Origin of the sequence: Algoriphagus sp. AK58 (genome assembly GCF_014324365.1) — a bacterium.
In the GTDB taxonomy this organism is placed as follows: domain Bacteria; phylum Bacteroidota; class Bacteroidia; order Cytophagales; family Cyclobacteriaceae; genus Algoriphagus.
Window position 1 is genome coordinate 579,056 of sequence record NZ_QEIG01000008.1, and the last position, 18,780, is coordinate 597,835.

At 45.1% G+C, this 18,780-nt stretch carries 15 protein-coding genes; 4 read left to right on the forward strand and 11 right to left on the reverse strand.

What is annotated here, in order from left to right; genetic code table 11:
* Positions 1-198: 198 nt before the first annotated feature.
* The gene (locus DDT91_RS09285; RefSeq protein WP_187175893.1) at positions 199-1,032 is read right to left on the reverse strand and encodes a GLPGLI family protein; all 834 of its coding nucleotides are present in this window, start codon (positions 1,030-1,032) and stop codon (positions 199-201) included.
* A 116-nt stretch (positions 1,033-1,148) separates the two neighbouring features.
* Between DDT91_RS09285 and DDT91_RS09290 the strand changes: the two genes are divergently transcribed.
* Together DDT91_RS09290 and DDT91_RS09295 are read left to right on the forward strand one after the other, a co-directional pair.
* Positions 1,149-2,693 (forward strand): cell wall metabolism sensor histidine kinase WalK, encoded by a 1,545-nt coding sequence (locus DDT91_RS09290; RefSeq protein WP_187175894.1) that lies wholly within the window; start codon positions 1,149-1,151, stop codon positions 2,691-2,693.
* Positions 2,690-3,370 (forward strand): response regulator transcription factor, encoded by a 681-nt coding sequence (locus tag DDT91_RS09295; RefSeq protein WP_187175895.1) that lies wholly within the window; start codon positions 2,690-2,692, stop codon positions 3,368-3,370. Before DDT91_RS09290 ends, DDT91_RS09295 begins: the two co-directional genes overlap by 4 nt.
* 119 nt (positions 3,371-3,489) lie before the next feature.
* Here the strand turns inward: DDT91_RS09295 and DDT91_RS09300 are convergent, their stop codons facing one another.
* The 10 genes from DDT91_RS09300 to DDT91_RS09345 form a co-directional block, all read right to left on the reverse strand.
* Entirely contained in the window at positions 3,490-4,218 is a 729-nt protein-coding gene (locus tag DDT91_RS09300) for a hypothetical protein (protein WP_187175896.1), read from the reverse strand.
* A gap of 469 nt (positions 4,219-4,687) precedes the next feature.
* The gene (locus DDT91_RS09305) at positions 4,688-6,094 is read right to left on the reverse strand and encodes a sulfatase (RefSeq protein ID WP_187175897.1); all 1,407 of its coding nucleotides are present in this window, start codon (positions 6,092-6,094) and stop codon (positions 4,688-4,690) included.
* Between the two features lie 271 nt (positions 6,095-6,365).
* Positions 6,366-7,061 carry a DUF2490 domain-containing protein gene (locus tag DDT91_RS09310; RefSeq protein WP_187175898.1) on the reverse strand — a complete coding sequence of 232 codons (696 nt, stop codon included), beginning with the start codon at positions 7,059-7,061 and terminating at the stop codon, positions 6,366-6,368.
* A gap of 49 nt (positions 7,062-7,110) precedes the next feature.
* The gene (locus tag DDT91_RS09315) at positions 7,111-7,878 is read right to left on the reverse strand and encodes a carbonic anhydrase (protein WP_187175899.1); all 768 of its coding nucleotides are present in this window, start codon (positions 7,876-7,878) and stop codon (positions 7,111-7,113) included.
* 111 nt (positions 7,879-7,989) lie between these two features.
* Positions 7,990-8,286 (reverse strand): hypothetical protein, encoded by a 297-nt coding sequence (locus tag DDT91_RS09320; RefSeq protein ID WP_187175900.1) that lies wholly within the window; start codon positions 8,284-8,286, stop codon positions 7,990-7,992.
* 243 nt (positions 8,287-8,529) lie between these two features.
* Positions 8,530-9,396, reverse strand: coding sequence for a sugar phosphate isomerase/epimerase (locus tag DDT91_RS09325; RefSeq protein WP_187175901.1), 867 nt, complete (start codon positions 9,394-9,396; stop codon positions 8,530-8,532).
* Positions 9,397-9,503: 107 nt separating this feature from the next.
* Complete coding sequence (locus tag DDT91_RS09330; protein WP_187175902.1) at positions 9,504-11,201, reverse strand: GMC oxidoreductase; 1,698 nt, start codon at positions 11,199-11,201, stop codon at positions 9,504-9,506.
* 11 nt (positions 11,202-11,212) lie between these two features.
* On the reverse strand, positions 11,213-11,752 hold the full coding sequence (locus DDT91_RS09335) for a gluconate 2-dehydrogenase subunit 3 family protein (RefSeq protein ID WP_187175903.1): 540 nt from the start codon (positions 11,750-11,752) through the stop codon (positions 11,213-11,215).
* Between the two features lie 108 nt (positions 11,753-11,860).
* On the reverse strand, positions 11,861-14,194 hold the full coding sequence (locus DDT91_RS09340; RefSeq protein ID WP_187175904.1) for a patatin-like phospholipase family protein: 2,334 nt from the start codon (positions 14,192-14,194) through the stop codon (positions 11,861-11,863).
* Between the two features lie 31 nt (positions 14,195-14,225).
* Positions 14,226-15,650 carry an amidohydrolase gene (locus DDT91_RS09345; protein WP_187175905.1) on the reverse strand — a complete coding sequence of 475 codons (1,425 nt, stop codon included), beginning with the start codon at positions 15,648-15,650 and terminating at the stop codon, positions 14,226-14,228.
* A gap of 226 nt (positions 15,651-15,876) precedes the next feature.
* On the opposite strand from DDT91_RS09345, the gene DDT91_RS09350 reads away from it, so the two are divergent.
* Positions 15,877-16,860, forward strand: coding sequence for a cytochrome c (locus DDT91_RS09350; RefSeq protein ID WP_187175906.1), 984 nt, complete (start codon positions 15,877-15,879; stop codon positions 16,858-16,860).
* 180 nt (positions 16,861-17,040) lie between these two features.
* A complete protein-coding gene (locus DDT91_RS09355) occupies positions 17,041-18,714 on the forward strand; it encodes a bifunctional UDP-sugar hydrolase/5'-nucleotidase (protein ID WP_187175907.1) in 1,674 nt (557 codons plus the stop codon).
* The last annotated feature ends 66 nt before the right edge of the window (positions 18,715-18,780 follow it).

Consider the following 18,780-nt stretch of genomic DNA (forward strand, 5'->3'; position numbering starts at 1 on the left):
GAATTTCCGGTGAGTGGGGACCTGTCAGCAACAGGCAGGCACTCACCAGGGCAACGGCATGTGGGTTAAGTATAAAATATGAAGTCAGAAAGCTGAAATGGGCCTAGAGTAAAACCTATCGTTGATCGCCCAAAGTCTCACATCTTATGTCTAATGTCTAGCGTCTTGTGTCTTGTATCTCGCTTCCTGCTTCTAAAATCAATTTCCTATCCGAATCGTAAACTGATTCCCCTCACCGGGCTTACCCTGGTAGCGGTTCATCATCTGCTTCATACCTTCTTCCTGAACAGCTTTAAACTCCGCCCGTGTGACTTCCTTGCCTCTCTTGGGGCGGATGATGGCGACAGGTTCGGCAGAAGGATTGAGTTCGATTTTCTCGCAAATCAGGGTTCTTCCAGAATTATGTACTTCCAAAATCAGCCCGGGAAGCCCGAAATAGTTTTCTGGTCCGTGCGGCACTGGAATCTCCGGCGTAAACCATGCCGTCACTTGGATCGTGTCTTTGACATTTTCCATCTCGGTCATACCGGTAGAAAAGCGCTGAGAATCCACAATTCGGGAATAGGTGGCTTTTTGAGCAGTATAGTTCCCGATTTTCTTGGTCTCACCGGTGAGTTCCCATTCCGCAGGTTCGAGCGCATCTTTGATCAGAAATTCCTTTCCCATCACATCCTGTTCCTGTTCGAAGGTTTGTTCGGCGATGTTTTTATACAGCACACGGTCTTGGCTTCCCTGATTGATTACGATCTGCATTCCTCCTGAGGAAGCGGTCGCCGGTCCACCGCCAAGGCTTTCCACCTGCTTCCAGTTGGACTCCGTTGGGGTAAACGAGAGCACATAATCCCGCTCCATTTGTTTTTTCAGTTGAGCTTGAATTTCGGCCATTTGATCTGGTGCCATTTTGGTGGAGTCCATCTGTAGTCTAATCTGGGAAGAAGACTTGTAGTAAGCGCGACCGGTAAGCCCTTGAGCCATTACTTGGACGAATGCGAAAAGCATGAGGCCTGTCAGAATAAGAATGCGTGTGTTCATAGTATGTTGGTTTTCGGATACAAAGAAGAAGTATCCAAAGAAAACACTGCGTTAAGCACTGTTAACGTGTGTTAACTCCAGTTTTTTACCCTTTATTATCCAGCTAATTTAGCAGCATGAATAAACTGAAATTCAAGCGAATCGGAATTTTAATCGGAGTGACTTTACTCTTTTCGATCGGGATTCAGGCTTGGCGTATGATTTCCCAGTTTGAATTGATCCAAACTCAACTTCAAGCCGATATTCAAGAAAGCTTGGACAATGCCGTGGAGAATTACTTTGCAGAATTGGCGAAAACAGACGTCATTGCTATGACCGACCTGCCCAAGGGGCAATTGAGCTTTTCGCCAGACAGCCTTCCAGAACCCAAGCAAATTCGTCACATCCAAATCGAGCGATTGGACAGTACTGGAGGATTTTTTGATCGGGTGACCAAAAGTGATCGGATTTTTCAAACCATCCAAAAGGCCGAAACAGGAGGATTTGATTCTGCATTTTGGAGTAACATAAAGGGAGATTCGACCTCAGGCCTCGTTTTGATGGACTCTTCGCGAAAAATGGCTTTGGATCAAAAAAACAGACTTCAGGTGTTTTTTGGAAAAGACCAAGCTGACAGCATCAATAACCTAAAGATTTTCACCAGCAAAATCATCATCTCCATCACGAGGGATAGTCTTGACTTTGACAAAATCAACGCATTACTATTCAACGAACTAGACCGAAGAAGTATCACGATCAACTATCGACTCTATCAGCTCTCAGGAGATGCCAAAGAGGATAGTGTCTTGTTGAATTCCAAAGAAAAAATGCCATTTAAAGTGATTTCTCGGTCCACTTTTTTACCGCCGGGACAATCCCTCGAATTGCATTTTGAAAATACAGCCCTCACGGTATTGAATAGAGGATTGGCCGAAATCCTGATTTCATTCGCCTTTTTAGCCATCATCGCCTACGCCTTTTACTACCTCTACCAAACGATCAAAAACCAAAAGGAAATCGCCGAGATCAAGCAGGATCTGATTGCCAATATCACCCACGAATTCAAAACTCCCATCGCCACCACGCTGTCTGCGATTGAAGGAATTCAGCAATTTAATCCCGAAAATGACCCATCAAAAACCGACCGCTACCTAGGCATCTCCAAAACCCAATTACTAAAGCTGAATCAGATGGTAGAAAAACTACTCGAAACGGCCACACTGGACTCGGATCAGCTGGTGATGAAAAAGGAGCAGATCGAACCCGAACCGCTTTTGCGACAACTCGTCCAAAAATTCCAGACCTTGGCGCCGCAAAAACAGATTGATTTGACTCTTCCTGCCCATTGCAAACCTATTTTTGTCGATCCCTTTCATTTTGAAAATGTACTTTCCAATCTGCTGGACAATGCTATCAAATACGGAGGAGAAAAAATCCACATCTGCTTGGATCAAAACGGATTGCACAAAATCCGCATTCATGACAACGGGGGAAATATTGCATCTGAGCAAAAAGAGCGGGTGTTTGAGCAGTTTTACCGCATCCCCAAAGGGGATATTCATGATGTGAAAGGTTTTGGAATCGGATTGTACTACGTGAAAAAAATCCTGGAAAAGCACGAGGGAAAAATCGAACTTGAACTCGGTAAAAACTCCACCACTTTTATTACCTATTGGCCATGAGTAAAATCAATGTACTTCTAGCCGAAGACGAATTGGCCCTTGGAATGATCATTCAGGAAAGTCTGGAAAGCCGGGATTTCAAGGTAAGGCTCTGCGGAGACGGACAAAAAGCATGGGAATCCTATCAGGAGCAAAAGCCCGATGTGCTGGTCTTGGACGTGATGATGCCCAAAAAAGACGGCTTCTCGCTGGCTGCCGAAATCCGGAAAATCGACCCACATACCCCGATTATTTTTCTGACCTCCAAGAGTCAGACCGAGGATGTGGTGAAGGGTTTTGGCTTGGGTGCCAATGATTACGTGCGCAAACCGTTCAGTATGGAAGAACTTATCGTGCGGATCAAAGCACATCTGGATCGGCTACGAAGTCGGCAAAGTCAAAGCGATTGGATTGCGCTAGGCAAGTACGAATTTCACCCTACCCGACAATTGCTGAAGCTCGGAGAAAGCGAACAACCGCTCACCTCCAGAGAATCCCAACTGCTGCAAATCTTATTGCAAAACGCCAATGACATCACCGATCGCACATTGATTCTGAATCAGATCTGGGGCTCAGACGACTTTTTCAACGCCCGCAGCATGGATGTCTTTATCACCAAGCTCCGCAAAAAACTACAGGATGACCCTGATATCCAGATTCTGAATGTGCGTGGATACGGGTTTAAGTTGGTGTGTTGAAGGTTTTTCGGATTACAAATCCATCGATAGGAAATTCGAGATTGCAAATATCAACTAGCGGAATGTGCGTGGGCATGGGTTTAAGCTGGTGTGTGTTAGGAAGCCTCTAAAAGAATGGATTAAAAGACCCTTACAACAATCACATTGTGGCCTATGCCTTTAAAGCTTATGGATTCGGCTTGATTTTCGGCGTTGACTAAATAAACGCGTTCGCGGTCAACTTCGCTGCTAGACAAAAATCTGTCCGAATTAATGCGTTTGAACTCTTGAAGGATTTGCTCTCTCGATAGATTTTCAAATACAACTTTAAGTTCTTCCACGGAAGGAATAAACCAATCTCGATACCCATTTTCTTCGAACACTGATGCAGAATAAAATGCGTTTAAGGGATTGGTATTTAAAATTTTTTGGAGATAAATATCTGTGTTTGTTTCCCCTGTTCCAAAATTTCTACTAGTTCCAATCAACCTAAATTCAAGTGGGCTCCAAACAAAATTATCATAAAATGCCGCCTCTAGAGATCTGGCTTCCATGTAACGGTAGCCTTTGGAGTAATCTCCCCCATCAAAAAAAACAATACCTCCACCCGGCCCTTTGTCTCCAAGAGAAAATGGTTCTTGAGGAATCGCTTCCGTTTTGAACGTGAATGCATCGCTTAGAAACTCCCCTGACTCAGTCTTTACATAAGCTTTTATCGAATAGGAGGCATTGGGCTGAAGGCCAAAAACTTTATGCTGGATTTTCCCGATTCGCCTTAAATCGGATACCCGTTTTTCTCCGGAAATAAGGTTATCCAAATTGGAATAAATGACTCCACGATCGATAATTTCCTGATCCCCGACTTGCATTAATTGAGAGGAAAGCAAAGCTCTAACCTAACTTACCGAGGTAACACCTAAAATCTCCAGCCTGACTTCATCCTCCTTTGGAGTTAATTCACAGGAAGTAAAAAGGAGAATGGACCAAATCCAAAAATTAACCTTGTTTCTCATAATTAATCCAACAATCTCACCAATTAAACGAAGAAATTGGGTGTTTGTTATTTTGATTTGATCCGGCTTCAAGTTGTTGTTGATTATTCAGATTTAAAATCTTCCCAAAAGAATTCAAAATTGACCCAATTCCTAAAGCGGAATTTTCACCACCGAAGAAAGCTGATATGCTTTGGGATCGAATCATTTATGACACAGATAATATCAGTTCAGTAAATAATTTATTAAAAAAGTGTCTTCCAAAACCGAAACCTTGAAAGCCTTTCAACTGGAGGGATCTATCACTGGAGGAGATGTGAGTCTCGATGGTTTGAAGTCTCTTCTTCTAATTTTTCACAGGCAACCTAGCTCCGGTCTCCCTCCACCACTTTTCCAGCTTACTTTTCAGCTCAACAACAAGTTTCGGCAATTGATTAGCGAGGTTGGTTTGCTCCAAAGGATCTTTGCTCAAATCAAACAATTCCACCTCCTCGCTCTCGAAATAATAAATCAACTTATATTGACCTGACCGCACGATGGAATAGGGCTTGACATCGGGCTCCCGATAATGCGGAAAATGCCAAAACAAATCCCGATCAGCCAAGGCTTCTTTTTGGAAGAGCACAGAGGTTAGACTGACTCCATCGGTGCCAGCCTTCTTTTCTCCCTCTATATCCAAAATCGTTGGTACCCAATCCATGGTAATAATTGGCACCTGTGATACTGTACCTGAAGGAATCCGTCCCGGCAGGGAGACAATCGTGGGCACACGAATGCCTCCCTCGTAAGGATACCCCTTGAATGAGCGGAGGCCAAGATTTACCGTAACCGGATTTTGGGGATTACCGATCAGTCCGCCATTATCAGAGGTAAAGATGATTAGGGTGTTTTTCCGAAGTCCCAACCGATCCAACTCGGCCAATACCTTTCCCACATTTTGATCCAGGTTTTCTACCAAAGCCGCATAGATGGGATTCTTTTGGATACCTGGCGTCTTTGCTTTGTATTTTTCTACCAACACTTCTGGACCCATGATCGGTGTGTGTACGGCATAAGGCGCCCAATGGATAAAAAATGGATCGGGTCGATTTTGGATAAATTTCACAATTTCATCCCCCTCCCGATCTGTAAGAAATTCTCCTTCTTTTCGGGAAGGCACATTTTTCAAGACATAGGATGGATCCTCGTTTTTTGCCAGATAAGGATCAAAGTAGCTGGAAGGCTGCCCAAGATCATTGCCTCCGATATTGAGGTCAAATCCTTGATTTTCGGGATGATTGCCTTCTTCCCCCAAGTGCCATTTCCCTACATGAAGTGTAGTGAATCCCAGGGATTTCATTCGCTCCGCAATAGTCTCCTCCTCCTGTGGCAGGAAACCTTGATTTTTGGGGGTTTTCAATACCTGTCCTTCATTTTCCTCCAAATCAGTAGGCAATGCAAAACCCGAACCTCCCTGAAATTTTGCCCGAATCCAATCGGTGATTCCAGTACGAGCCGGATATTTACCCGTCATAAGAGCTGCCCGACTCGGAGAGCAAATCGCCGCTGCTGAGTAGGATTGGACAAACTTCATCCCTTCTCTCGCCAGTCGGTCGATGTGTGGAGTCTCATAAAAATCACTTCCAAACGCGCCCAAATCCGTGGCCCCAAGGTCATCCACATGAATTAGAATGACATTGAGTTTGGTTTTTTCCTGAGAAAAACCTGTCAAACTGAATAAAATCAGAATACTCCAGAGGATAAAAGCACGCATAGTTTTTGACTTATAGGTTGGATAAAATCAATTCATTAATAAAATCGTCCGGAACGCAACTTGTCCCCGTATCTAGGATTGTAATCTTTATACAGTTTGGTTTATTCAGTTTAGTCCCCAAGTCAGAGGATTCGGGAGGGAAATCCAAGCCCCTTCCGGGCCTCTGCACCATTTTTGAAGGGTAATGATTTCCAGGAGGAGATTTTTCAAAGTTCGAAACTTAGGAAAAGTTGGATCACAAAAAAACCGGGATCGCCCGGTTTTTCAATTTTCAGAAGTTATGATGTATTCCGACTTGCAACTGAGGCTTGGTAAACGCCACCGTAGTCTGATTCATCAAGCCCAATTGCATTCGCATGTTAGTTCTCAGTCCATAGCCTAAGCCCGTGTAGAAACGATTCCTGTCAAACAGTTGCACGGTACGGCCGTCACCAATATCGGTTTGGCCGTTGATAAAGAGCTCATTATAAAGCGCCAAATAGACTACGCCCTTTTTGAGCTCCTGTCCATTTAAAGGCACATTCATAAATAGCGAATACCGATATCTGGTTCTGAAATCTTGATTTTCTACCCATCGCTGTTCGTACCTAAATCGATGTGTCAAAAAGAATCTCCCGCCCACCTTCTGAGGCAAGAGCGCCTCTTGGTAGAGGCGATGCTCCGGAAAGGTGGAGTCACTTTCTCCAAAATCCCCTGTGGAAATAAAAGCATAGCCCAAGGTGAAGGTGACATTGGTATTTTTCGGTTGATAAGTCACTCCCGTTCTGAGAAGAAGTTGCTCCAAGTCGCCCCCCACGTTCCAATTTCGAAACTGGTAGTCCCCTTGGATACCAAATTGACTGTCCTTAAACTTCTTGGTAAGGAAGTACATGTACCAGGCACCGAGCTGATCATCATCGATGACGGACTGGGCTTGGGCCACTCCAGTTGTCAGCCAGAGCAAACAGATTACTAGGTATTTTTTCATCTTATTCAGAGTGAGCGGCAACCTGGTAGGCTACCGCTCCTGATTTAGCTTAGTTGGAATACTTGGGCAGACTGGTGATGGTCTCCTCGATAAAGTTCACATATCCTGTGCTAATATCATAGACAGCACCTACAATCACCACTTCACCGCTTTGGTATCTTCTGCTAAGTACCGGCTCCAACCCTCTCAGCATATTCACCTGCTCGATCACATTTTCTTTTACCGCTGCAGAAAGCACTTGATTTTCCGGAAGGTTCATTTCTTTCACCCGCAAGGCTGCCGGCTTGATGGAATTGATCAGCGTGACGATATGGCCGGGAGGATTTGCAGGCAACTTGATCGCTGCATCCACCGCACCACAGGATTCATGTCCGAGGACTACAATCAGCTTGGTCTTCAATGCCTCCACTGAAAACTCAATCGTACCGAAAGAAGCCTCTGCCATCACCTGACCGGCGGTACGGGTAATAAATAAATCTCCTACTCCTTGGTCAAAGATAATTTCATTGGGCACTCGGCTGTCAGCACATCCTACAATAGTGGCAAAGGGAGCTTGTCCGGATTTGTTGTTTATCAAGTCAGCGTCAGTCTGTCGGGGACGAATGCTTTTGTCATCGGTAAATCTCCTGTTACCATAGATCAACTTTTTCAATCCATAGTAGGGATCGGCATAGGCACTGTCCCGGTTTGCGAAGTATTGGTTGGGCTCCAGCTTCAGAAACTGGACCACTTCTGGGCTAAGTTGCTGCGCTGATGATTCAAGAGAAAATATAAGTAGTGCTCCCACAAGGAAGCCAAGAAATTTTGAACTAGTCATGGTAGTTGGTAAATATTTTTGAAATAATAGATAATAGAAATTCACTTAAGCTCTGGCAGAGCAAAAGGCTTGGTCAAAAAGACCCAAATGGAATTGACCTAACTGGAAAAGTTAAATTTCAGGGGGAATCTCAGGCAGTAAATTGCAGCCACGGGGAAAAAATGATTCGTGATAACCCAAAGGAACTTCGAAGCCATTTCCCATGCTAGAAAGTTGAAGAAAATCGACCCAGTCCAATCTGATTTCAATCTCTTTCTCCTTTTCTTCCAGTTCCTCGAGCAAATCCAAATCTCTTTCCCAAATCGCATTGATCTCGATCCTATCTTTCAAAAAAATCAACCCCAATATGGAAACCGCTCCGTAGGGGAGTTGAAGCATAAAGATGAGTAAGAATACGGATAAGCGCATTTTAAGGCCAATTGACCTCGATAACAGCTTGTTCGCGTTTTGGTTTTTGTATCAAAAAGAAAATTTATTCAAATGATCAAGTAATCAAATAGGGATAACCAGATCAAAATAAAGTTTATACCCTGATCATCAACCTATTAAAAAGGATTACAACTCACTGATTGAGATTTAAAAAATTCCAGTTCTATTCAAGAATGAACTTTTCCAAAGCTTGAAACTTTGGAAAAGTTGCACCCGACCACATCAATATTTCAAGCTTCTCAGATAAGCGATACTCTTCGGCAAAGCTTCCAACTCATGATCCCCTTCATCCTCGATAAACATGTGCTTGATCCCGATCTTATTGGCTTCACGAAGGATGGCAGGAAAATCCAGTTCACCCTCTCCAAGCGGCACGTCATTTTCTGGGCCGGTCAGGCCGGTCATGTCTTTGGGAGCGCCTTTTCTGAAATCCTTCAAGTGAAGCGAAACCCATCTTTTCCCGTATTTTTTCAATAATGCCGCTGGATCTCCTCCCCCAAAATGCGTCCACATCACGTCCATTTGCAGGGAGACGTATTTCGGATCGGTGTTTTCTACCAAGTAATCAAACAAAGTTCCTTTGCCATAGGGCTGAAACTCATAGCCGTGCACATGGTACTTGAAGGTAATCCCATTTTCTCTTAAGACTTTGCCTCCCTCGTTGAAGGCTTTGATCGCGCGGTCAGCATCCTCCTTGGAAAATTGCCCCCGCTTATGCGGAATCCAGGCACACATCACATACTTGGCCCCCAAGGCTTTGGCACGGTCTGCCACTGCCTGAGGGTCTGATTCGAGTTGCTCGAAACCTGTGCCGGTAGAAGGCAATGAAATCCCCCGATCAGCCAGCATTTTCTTGAAGTCCTCGATACTTACGCCTTGGGGTGCTCCTCCTTCAAACTCCGTAAATCCCATTTGCTGGATGATATCTAGCGCTTCAGGAACGCCATTTTTCCATTGATTTCGGAAGGTGTAGGAAGCAAAGCCAAGGGGCACCTGAAGCATCGGGTCGCCTTTTTTCTGAGCTTGGCTCTCAAACGGGGCGAAGATCCAAGCAAAGGCAAGAATCAGGAAAGTGAAATTTTTCTTCATGGGTTTTTGGGTGTTTTTCCCACAGATTAAGACAGATAAAATCACTGATTCACACAGATTGAATCAGTGAAAATCTGTGTTCTTTTCTGTGAAATCCGTGGAACTGGTTACAAATTCAATTTATTCAATTCCTCTACTGCATAGTTAGCAGCTCGGGCAGTCAAGGTCATAAAGGTCAGGGTAGGATTCTGCGTACTTGCACTCGTCATACAGGCACCATCGGTCACAAAGACATTTTTGCAAGTATGAAGCTGATTGTACTTGTTGAGTAAGGAAGTCTTCGGATCATTGCCCATGCGTACGCCACCCATCTCATGGATATCTGATCCAGGAGGTGAACCCCGATCGACCACATTGATATTTTTGAAGCCCATGCGCTCATACATCTCTGTCTGCTGCTCCACAAAGTCCCGGGTCATCTTGTCGTCGTTTTCTTTCCACTCCACGGACATGATGATTTTGGGAATGCCGTATTTGTCCTTTTCCTCGGTAGATAGCCTCATGTGATTGGACTCATCCGGGACCATTTCCCCCTGCATCCAGGCAGACATGCCCCAAAGGCCATATTTCGGATTGAGGAGACTGTCGCGTAGCGCATCTCCGATCAGTTCCCCGTTTCCGTCCAACTGACGGCTGGCAGACATCCCGATGGCATAGCCACGGAGGAAATCCGTCTCCTGTCGATAGACGTTACGGAATCGAGGCACATAGGCGTGACCGGGATTTCGTCCGTCGTTGAATTTATCCAGAAACCCCTCGAAAGTTGCATAGCCACTTCCCCGGTAGTTGTGACAGGTGATGAATTTGCCCATCAGACCATTGTCGTTGCCAAGACCATTGGGAAATCTTGAAGACTTGGAATTGAGCAGAATCGCGTTGGAATTGATCGTGGAAGCATTGAGGAAGATGATTTTGGCATAAAACTCAATCGCTTCTTTGGTATGGCGATCAATCACGCGTACGCCGATTGCTTTTCCTTTTTGCTCATCATAGAGAATGGACTCTACCACCGAATCAGGCCGAATGGTCAGATTTCCCGTCTTTTCAGCCCAAGGCAAGGTAGACGCATTCGCCGAAAAGTAGCCTCCATAGACACAGCCCCGGTTGCACATGTTTTGGTTCATGCACTTGTTGCGTCCCTGATCTTTATGAATCTGCTGAGGATCAGTCAGGTGCGCACACCGGCCTTGGATCAGATGACGCTCTGAACCATATAGCTCTTTTAGTTTTTCCTTATAGTATTGTTCGACACAGCTCAGTTCAAAACCGGGCTGCACTACTTGATCGGGAAGCACATCCAAACCATCCCGGCTGCCCGCAAACCCCACAAAAGTCTCCACATATGTATACCAAGGCTCCATGTCCTTGTAGCGAATAGGCCAATCCACCGCATAACCATCACGGGCGGGCCCTTCAAAATCAAAATCAGACCAGCGCTGCGTACCCCGAGCCCAAAGCAGGGATTTACCTCCTACATGGTAACCCCGAAACCAACGAAAAGGCTTTTCCTCAATGTAGGGCTGCTCATCTTCAGCCAGAGCCCAGTGCATGGTCTCCTCCCTTTGCCAGTTGGCGGCACCGATTCCGGAGCGCTTTTCAATCGGCACCACGCCACGGAATTCAAATTCCCAAGGAGCTTTGGAGGCAGTAGGATAATCCTCGATATGGCGTACCATCCGGCCACGCTCCAAAACGAGGGTTTTGAGTCCTTTTTCAGTCAGTTCTTTGGCAGCCCAGCCACCGGATGCCCCTGAGCCGATGACGATGGCGTCATAGGTGCGTTTATCTTTGGAATCTTGCAACATGTCTTTTAGGGTTAGGCTTTTTCTGCAGGAACATCTACACATCCTTTGTAATACCCGGGGGCTACCTGATAGCCCCGGTATTCCACCATGACTTCTTTGACTGTGGTGAAGCCCAGGACCGTATTAGATCGCATGAGATTGTAGAATTTCTTTTCCTCCTCAGCATCGGAATCTTTCAGGGCAAGGAGCCTTTTCTCTTTTTCTTCCTGAGAAAGCTCGAGAAATCCAGCCTTACCTAGGGATTTCAATTGCGCTTTGATCAGGTCCTGATCTTCTTTTTCATAGCATTTTTCAAAAAGCTTAATCAAAAACTGATCTGTGCCCGTACTCAGTGCACCGATGGGCTTAGCATCTGCCGAAGGCAAAATCGGTGGCAATCCCTCCGGAATAAATATCTCAGCTATGGAAGAAATCAATTTTTCTTCCTCAAAGGTGAAAAAGCCCGAATGGGTCACCCGGTCTACGATTTGCCATTTCCAGTCGGCAAAAACCAACCCGGCAATTCCAGCCACCGATCCACCGATGATTTTGAGTGATTTACGTCTATCCATGATCTTCGGTATTTTGGGAGAATACGAAGTTTCAATTTAGATTTTTTTAAGAAAGCCAGAAGAAATACACCTTAATATTCCACGAATGGAATTTTTATAGGGCATTCGTTACCGGTCTGTATAATTCAATGAAAACCCTATGGAAAAGTAGGTTCTCAATCTCCTGTCGGTAGAATTGCTGCTCACGCCAACAGTGATTGGTCCCAAGATAGATTGGTAGGAGAGATCTGCTCCATAGCCAAAATAGTAGTCATCCTGAAGAATCTTATCCGGCCAATTTTCTTCAGAAATCGGATACTGCTTGCTGTAACCCATCCAATCGGCTCCTGCTCTCAAATAAATCTTTTTGACTGGGACAAACTGTAAATCCACTCCGGCCTTTATAAAATTTGGCGTAGACACCTCCGCATAATTCAATCCCCAAAAGCGGGTGTCATTGAAGCGGATATTTTGATGTCCTCCCACATAAAAGTCCTGAAATATGGCCTCCGAATCATCATCGGAAAGGGTAAGGGAGCCTGCAAGTTTGGGTTTAACCTGAAAGTTTTTACTCAAAGGGAAAAATTTTGAGTATCTCCAATACATCACGAAATAGTCGGAAGGAGTCAGATTGTCTGCTATCTGACCGACAGTCTCTGCCGGAATTCCAATACCACTATTCAGGAAGAGCGTATCCACTCCAGAATTGAGATTGATTCCAAACCAATTTTTGAAATTATATAATCCCTCAACCAAGCCTTCTGCACCTGCAGTCGGGAAGTTGCGGTCATTCTGGGAATTTCGGTAATAGCGAACCCTAAGCCCCAAATGGGATTGGTAAATATTTTTCAGCTCATCGGGAACAGCCGCATCGAGCTTGGCCTTGGAGGAGGAAGTCTCAAATACTCCTCCGAAAAACCAGGCTTCTTTTAGAGAGGAGGTGGTAATCAACTGAATTTCTGCTTCCTGATTTTTTTCAATGATCAGAGATTTTTCTTTTCCATCTTCATAAGTCGGCAATTCCTGATTGAGGTAATTGTATCTGGCGTTTAGAGCAAGTTTTTTCTCTCCGCTGAGGTACTTGTAATAATCCACCCGGAATTTGGGATTGGCCGAAATATCTCCCACTAATACGGTTCGGGAGGATTTCCCAATCAAATCCCGAGCGGTATAATTCAATAATACACCTGCAGAAAATTGATTGTCATAATGAAAGGCAAAGCTGAAAAGCCGGGAAGATTTCTCTTTCACCCGAATAACCAAATCGTAATTTTCTCCCTCAAGAAACCGAAGACTATAATCCACTCTGTGAAATCCATTAATGCCAAAAACCCTTCGGATTCCTTCTTCTATTTCATCCCTTGAAACTTTCTTTCCAGCCTCCAATCCCAGCTTGGAAACGATCAAAGCATTGGAAAAAATCGAATTTCCATGGACTTCTATCTGGTTAATTCTAATTCTCCCAACTTCAAGACCAATTCCCTTTACTTGATGATTGAGTCCTAGACTATCGGCTAAATTTTTGAAAACAGGAAAAAATTTCTCACCGGCCTTATCTCCCAGTTGGAGTATCTCATTAAAGCTGCCAAAACTACCCGTGGAATACGGACCAAGCTCTGGCTTGATGTAGATATCCGTGATTTTGATGTTTTCACGGGTTTTATCCAGAGACTTTGCCATGGCAATCTGCATCAGAATCGCGCCAAATCCCTCTAGCTCCTCAGATTTCACAAAATCTTCATCACTTACATTTACCCCGATCACAATATCTGCCCCCATCTGCTTGACCACATCCACGGGAAAATTATTAACGACACCACCATCCACCACCAGCTTATCCCCAAGCTGATAGGCGGTAAATGCGGTGGGAATTGCAATACTCGAACGCAGAGCATCGTGCAGGTATCCACTGCCTATCACAATCGGTTCAGCATTGCTCACATCCGTAGCAATACATCGAAATGGAATAGGGAAATCATCAAAATCCGAAATATTGTTTGCGGGCCAGGTGTATTTGTGCAAGACCTCCGAAAGCATCTGCCCCTCAATCAGACCTGAAGGCAAAGACACCTTCCCCTGATTCATGGGCAATTCGATCACATACCGATTGTAATACTCTTTTTCCTCGAATGAAATAGATTCAAAACTGACTCTATTCGAAATGATGATATCCCAATCGATCGTGCGGATAATCTGTTCCAACTCATCTGCACTATACCCCAAAGCATATAATCCTCCTACCACAGAGCCCATACTGGTACCCACAATATAATCGGGACGGATTCCGGCTTGTTCCATGGCTCGGATTACTCCCACATGTGCCATCCCTTTTGCCCCGCCACCACTGAGCACTAGTCCGATTTTAGGCGTACTTCTTTTAGTTTGGGAAAAAGAAAAAAAGGGATTGCCTATTCCTAATATGAGAATAAGCAATCCCAACAATGGATTGATGGTGAACTTCATAGCCTAATAAAATCAGCTATTAAGTTAATATTTACTTTCTATAATCCAGTGGCGCAGAGCGATCCCCTACCAATGCCTCATAGACGAAACCGTCCCCTCTTCTTTTATTCAATTCTTCCAGCGCTTTTCCGGTTACCGAAGGATCTTTAAAAATGTCCATGGCAGTAAGAGTCATGGTCTTAGCAGCTACGATCATACCCTTCTGTCCGATGCTCATCCCGCCGGCAGCTACAGCCTGCCAAGTATGGGCAGAAGTACCGGGAACCCAAGTAGCCGTACCAAGGCCGACCGTTGGCACCAGCCAGCTGATGTCTCCTACGTCGGTAGAGCCTCCACCGCCTTCTTCACTTACTACAAATGGGGCAATCTTAGTCGCATCATCTGGGGAGGCTTTGACGCCCGCTGGATACGTTTTGATGATATCCTCGGCAAACTTTCGTTCTTCCGGAGTATAGGTTACCCCACCGATTTTCTCCAAATTTTTGTGCATGATCCGGGCTAATGTCTCATTGGGCAAGAGATTGTACACTCCGTTGATCACTTCATATTCCATGCGGGTTTGAGTTCCCAAGGCGGCCCCTTCGGCTGCTTTGACCATTCGATCAAAGATCTGCTTCACCACCATGGCGTCAGGATGTCTCACATAATGATAGGATTCTGCAAAAGCCGGCACCACGTTGGGAGCTTCACCACCCTTGGTGATCACATAGTGCATTCTGGTCTCCTGAGGCACATGTTCACGCATCAGATTGACCATGAAGTTCATCGCCTCCACAGCATCCAAAGATGATTTACCTCGCTCTGGTGCAGCTGCAGCGTGGGAGGCTTCTCCGTAAAAGCGGAATTTGGTAGAAATATTTGCCAGTGAGGAGGTAGCTCCAGCGGCATTTTGACTACTTGGGTGCCAATGGATCATCACATCCACATCTTTGATCAGACCTGCCCTGGCAATGTATACTTTCCCTCCTCCCCCTTCTTCGGCTGGCGTGCCATAGACACGGATGGTTCCCTGGATTTTGTTCTCTTTCATCCATTCCATAATGGTAATCCCCGAGGCCACCGAAGCCGCACCGAACAAATGGTGACCACAGGCATGCCCTGCACCACCCTCGACTACTGGTTTACGGAAAGGAACCGCTTCCTGAGAAACACCGGGCAGCGCGTCAAACTCAGCCATGATGCCGATGACCGGTTTTCCGGATCCATATTCCGCCACAAAAGCAGTAGGAATCTCAGCAACACCCGCGGTCACTTTGAAACCTGCATCGAAAAGGGTTTTTTGAAGTAGAGCAGAACTGTTGGTTTCAAGGTAGCCGAGCTCCGGATTTGCCCAAATCTTTCTGGCGATGTCACCATAGAACTCTGCTTTGGCATCCAGTTTTTTCAATACCTCCTGCTCCTGTGCTATTGCTGAAAAGAGAGGCAAAAGGAAAATGAGTAGAAATATTTTCTTCATAGGGGATTGGTTGATTGTGACCTGTGAAAATAGAAAGAGTTTTTACTTGATTTCAAAATTTTATTTCAAGATACAAACCGTATGCAATCACAAAAGTCATTCAAAATCCGCGAGTCAGATTTTTTATAAGAAATCAAAAATCCAGACCTATCCATACATTCATTCTTTTCACTCATTCATTATCAAAAAAATGTTGTTTAAATTACAACAATCAACTTAAAGCACTATGAACAAAATTTTTAAAGTTTTCGCCTACCTCCTAGGGGCTGTTGTTTTACTATTGATTTGCGGTGTAGCCTATTTGCAACTGGCTTTTCCCAACGTAAATCCAGCTCCTGAACTCACTATTGAGTACACTCCTGAGCGAATAGAGCGAGGAGCCTATTTAGCCAACCATGTGACAGTCTGCATGGATTGTCACTCCAAGCGGGATTTTTCCCAGTTTTCCGGACCTCCTTCCCCGGGCACAATTGGAGCTGGAGGAGATCGATTTGATCATTCTATGGGATTACCCGGTGTATTTTATGCGAAAAACATCACGCCCTTTGGGATCTCGGATTATACAGACGGAGAACTCTTTCGACTGATTACTACAGGGGTGACCAATGATGGACGTCCTATGTTTCCCTTGATGCCCTATTCCTATTATGGAAAAATGGATCCTGAAGACATCTATGACATCATTGCTTACATACGATCCCTGCCATCCATAGAATCCGACATTCCTGATTCAGAAGCTGATTTCCCTGTGAATCTGATCCTCCGAACCATGCCCCAAAATGCAGAAATGGTAAAAAGACCTGACCCATCTGACCAAATCGCCTACGGAGGATACTTGGTCAATGCAAGTGGCTGCATCGAATGCCACACTCAAGTAAGCCCTCAGGGAGTGATTATACCCGAGGTAGCCTTTTCAGGAGGAAGAAGTTTTCCATTTCCGGATGGTTCACTCGTGACCAGTTCAAACATTACCCCTGATCCAGAAACAGGTATTGGAAATTGGACCGAGGAAATGTTTGTGAAAAGATTTAAGCAATATGCAGATTCAGGATATGTAAATCCCAAAGTAGCTCCAGGTGAATTCAATTCTCTCATGCCCTGGACCATGTACTCGGGAATGAAAGAAGAAGATATCAAAGCCATTTATGCCTATCTAAGGACCATCCCTGCGATGAAAAACGAGGTGATCAAGTTCACGGCAGCCAAGTAATCCTTTTTGATTTTCCACTTGTTTTCCAAAAAGGATCTCCAGATTTGGGATCCTTTTTGGCGTTTTGTGACACCTGTCACCGATTTAAGTTTAAAGTCCTTCCTATTTTTCGGGCAGTTTGGAAAAGTATTCTCTTATCTAAGCTAATGTTAATCACCCAAATAAGCCCTAAGTAAACCTATGAAGTCCTCCAGAAGAAAATTTATTGCCCAACTCGGAGCCTTGGGAGCCAGTACAGGATTGGTATCATTTGCCAATGCTTCTTCAGATTCTATTGACTCCCAAAATGAAACTTCTTCCTCTTTCACCCTCAACATTCTTCAGACTACGGATGTACATTGCCAGATCCATGCACACGATGAGCTGTTTTGGGAAAATGGGAAATCAGTCTTCCGAAAAACAGGCGGGTATGCTCACCTAAAAACTTTCCTGGATCAGCATAGAGCAAAAATGAAGCACAGCTTCCTGATCGATACCGGGGACATGTTTCAAGGATCGGAGTTGTCGGTGAAAACTACCGGCGAGGCCATGGTTCCTATTTTAAATGCCTTAGATTATGACCTTTACCTTCCCGGCAATTGGGAAGTGATTTACTACAAAAAATCCATGCAGCACCTCATGGGATCTTTGACAGCGCCAAAGGTCTGCGCCAATATGTATCATGACCTGGGTGAAGGAAAAAAAGGCGAACTCATTTTCCCTCCTTACCACATCTGGACGGTCAATGGGGTGAAAATCGGCTTTTTGGGGTACACCGACCACTTGGTGCCCATCCGTCAATCGCCAAACTACAGCAAAGGAATCATTTACACCAAGCCGGAAGAAAACCTGGCTCACTACGTGGATGTGCTGCGAAATCAGGAAAAATGTGCCTTCGTAGCCATTGTAGCCCACTTGGGGCTGTCCCAGCAAATTCATTTGGCCAATTTGCCTGCCTGCGAGGGAGTGGATTACATTTTGGGAGGAGATACGCACGAGCGAGTCAGAAAACCCATTCAGGCGAAATATGCCAAGGTGGTAGAGCCTGGAGCTTTCGGATCCTTTGTCGGCAACTTGGAACTGAAAATCGAAAACGGAAAGGTGGTCGGCGACCGCTACGAACTCCTGGAAGTGGATGCCAAAAAGTATCCCGAATCCAAAGAAATGAATCAGATCATTGCCAAGTATGAAGGCCCCTATCTGGAGGATATCCAGAAAGTGGTTGGCTACAGTACCATCCCACTCTATCGCTACTTCGTGATCGAAAATACGATCGACACCATGATCCTCGACGCGATCAATTGGCAAGTTCCGGATGTGGACATCGTCCTTTCCAATGGATTCAGATTCTGCCCACCAAGATCCACTCCGGATCAGACCGGAAATATTCCGATTACCAACGGATTCATTTTCGACATGCTTCCTGTGGACAGTACGATCCGAACCGGGAAAGTTACCGGAAAACAGATCAAAGAATGGCTCGAAAGGGAACTCAATAACGTCTTCGCCGCCGATGCTTCCAAGCGATTCGGAGGCTGGGTGATCAAGTTCAAAGGAATGGAAGTGAAGTTCAATGCCTTTGGAGAAGAAGGTCAGCGTGTACAGTCTGCCGTGGTCAATGGCCAAGCACTTGACTTCGAGAAAACATATAAAATCTGTGCCTGTGAGCGGGATGGAGATCCCGATGACATGCTGTGCAGATTCCGTGGGGTAAAAGAAACCGAAAATACTCCTTTCACCCTGCATCAAGCGATGAAAAGCTATTTGGCCAAAAATTCCCCTGTTACCCCAACACCTCCCAATTCTGCCGTGGCACTTGATGTCCCGGCCACCTTGCTGACTCAGGTGAGCGGAGTGGATTATGAGTTCAGATAAGTAAATGCTGACTCCCTTAAAAAGGATAGAGAAAAGTGTTTAATCACCCCCGAAAGCCGGCCAAAT

Coding starts and splice junctions, on each gene's coding strand:
- DDT91_RS09285 (WP_187175893.1), bottom strand. CDS start 1,032: ATGAACACACGCATTCTTATTCTGACAGGCCTCATGCTTTTCGCATTC.
- DDT91_RS09290 (WP_187175894.1), top strand. CDS start 1,149: ATGAATAAACTGAAATTCAAGCGAATCGGAATTTTAATCGGAGTGACT.
- DDT91_RS09295 (WP_187175895.1), top strand. CDS start 2,690: ATGAGTAAAATCAATGTACTTCTAGCCGAAGACGAATTGGCCCTTGGA.
- DDT91_RS09300 (WP_187175896.1), bottom strand. CDS start 4,218: ATGCAAGTCGGGGATCAGGAAATTATCGATCGTGGAGTCATTTATTCC.
- DDT91_RS09305 (WP_187175897.1), bottom strand. CDS start 6,094: ATGCGTGCTTTTATCCTCTGGAGTATTCTGATTTTATTCAGTTTGACA.
- DDT91_RS09310 (WP_187175898.1), bottom strand. CDS start 7,061: ATGAAAAAATACCTAGTAATCTGTTTGCTCTGGCTGACAACTGGAGTG.
- DDT91_RS09315 (WP_187175899.1), bottom strand. CDS start 7,878: ATGACTAGTTCAAAATTTCTTGGCTTCCTTGTGGGAGCACTACTTATA.
- DDT91_RS09320 (WP_187175900.1), bottom strand. CDS start 8,286: ATGCGCTTATCCGTATTCTTACTCATCTTTATGCTTCAACTCCCCTAC.
- DDT91_RS09325 (WP_187175901.1), bottom strand. CDS start 9,396: ATGAAGAAAAATTTCACTTTCCTGATTCTTGCCTTTGCTTGGATCTTC.
- DDT91_RS09330 (WP_187175902.1), bottom strand. CDS start 11,201: ATGTTGCAAGATTCCAAAGATAAACGCACCTATGACGCCATCGTCATC.
- DDT91_RS09335 (WP_187175903.1), bottom strand. CDS start 11,752: ATGGATAGACGTAAATCACTCAAAATCATCGGTGGATCGGTGGCTGGA.
- DDT91_RS09340 (WP_187175904.1), bottom strand. CDS start 14,194: ATGAAGTTCACCATCAATCCATTGTTGGGATTGCTTATTCTCATATTA.
- DDT91_RS09345 (WP_187175905.1), bottom strand. CDS start 15,650: ATGAAGAAAATATTTCTACTCATTTTCCTTTTGCCTCTCTTTTCAGCA.
- DDT91_RS09350 (WP_187175906.1), top strand. CDS start 15,877: ATGAACAAAATTTTTAAAGTTTTCGCCTACCTCCTAGGGGCTGTTGTT.
- DDT91_RS09355 (WP_187175907.1), top strand. CDS start 17,041: ATGAAGTCCTCCAGAAGAAAATTTATTGCCCAACTCGGAGCCTTGGGA.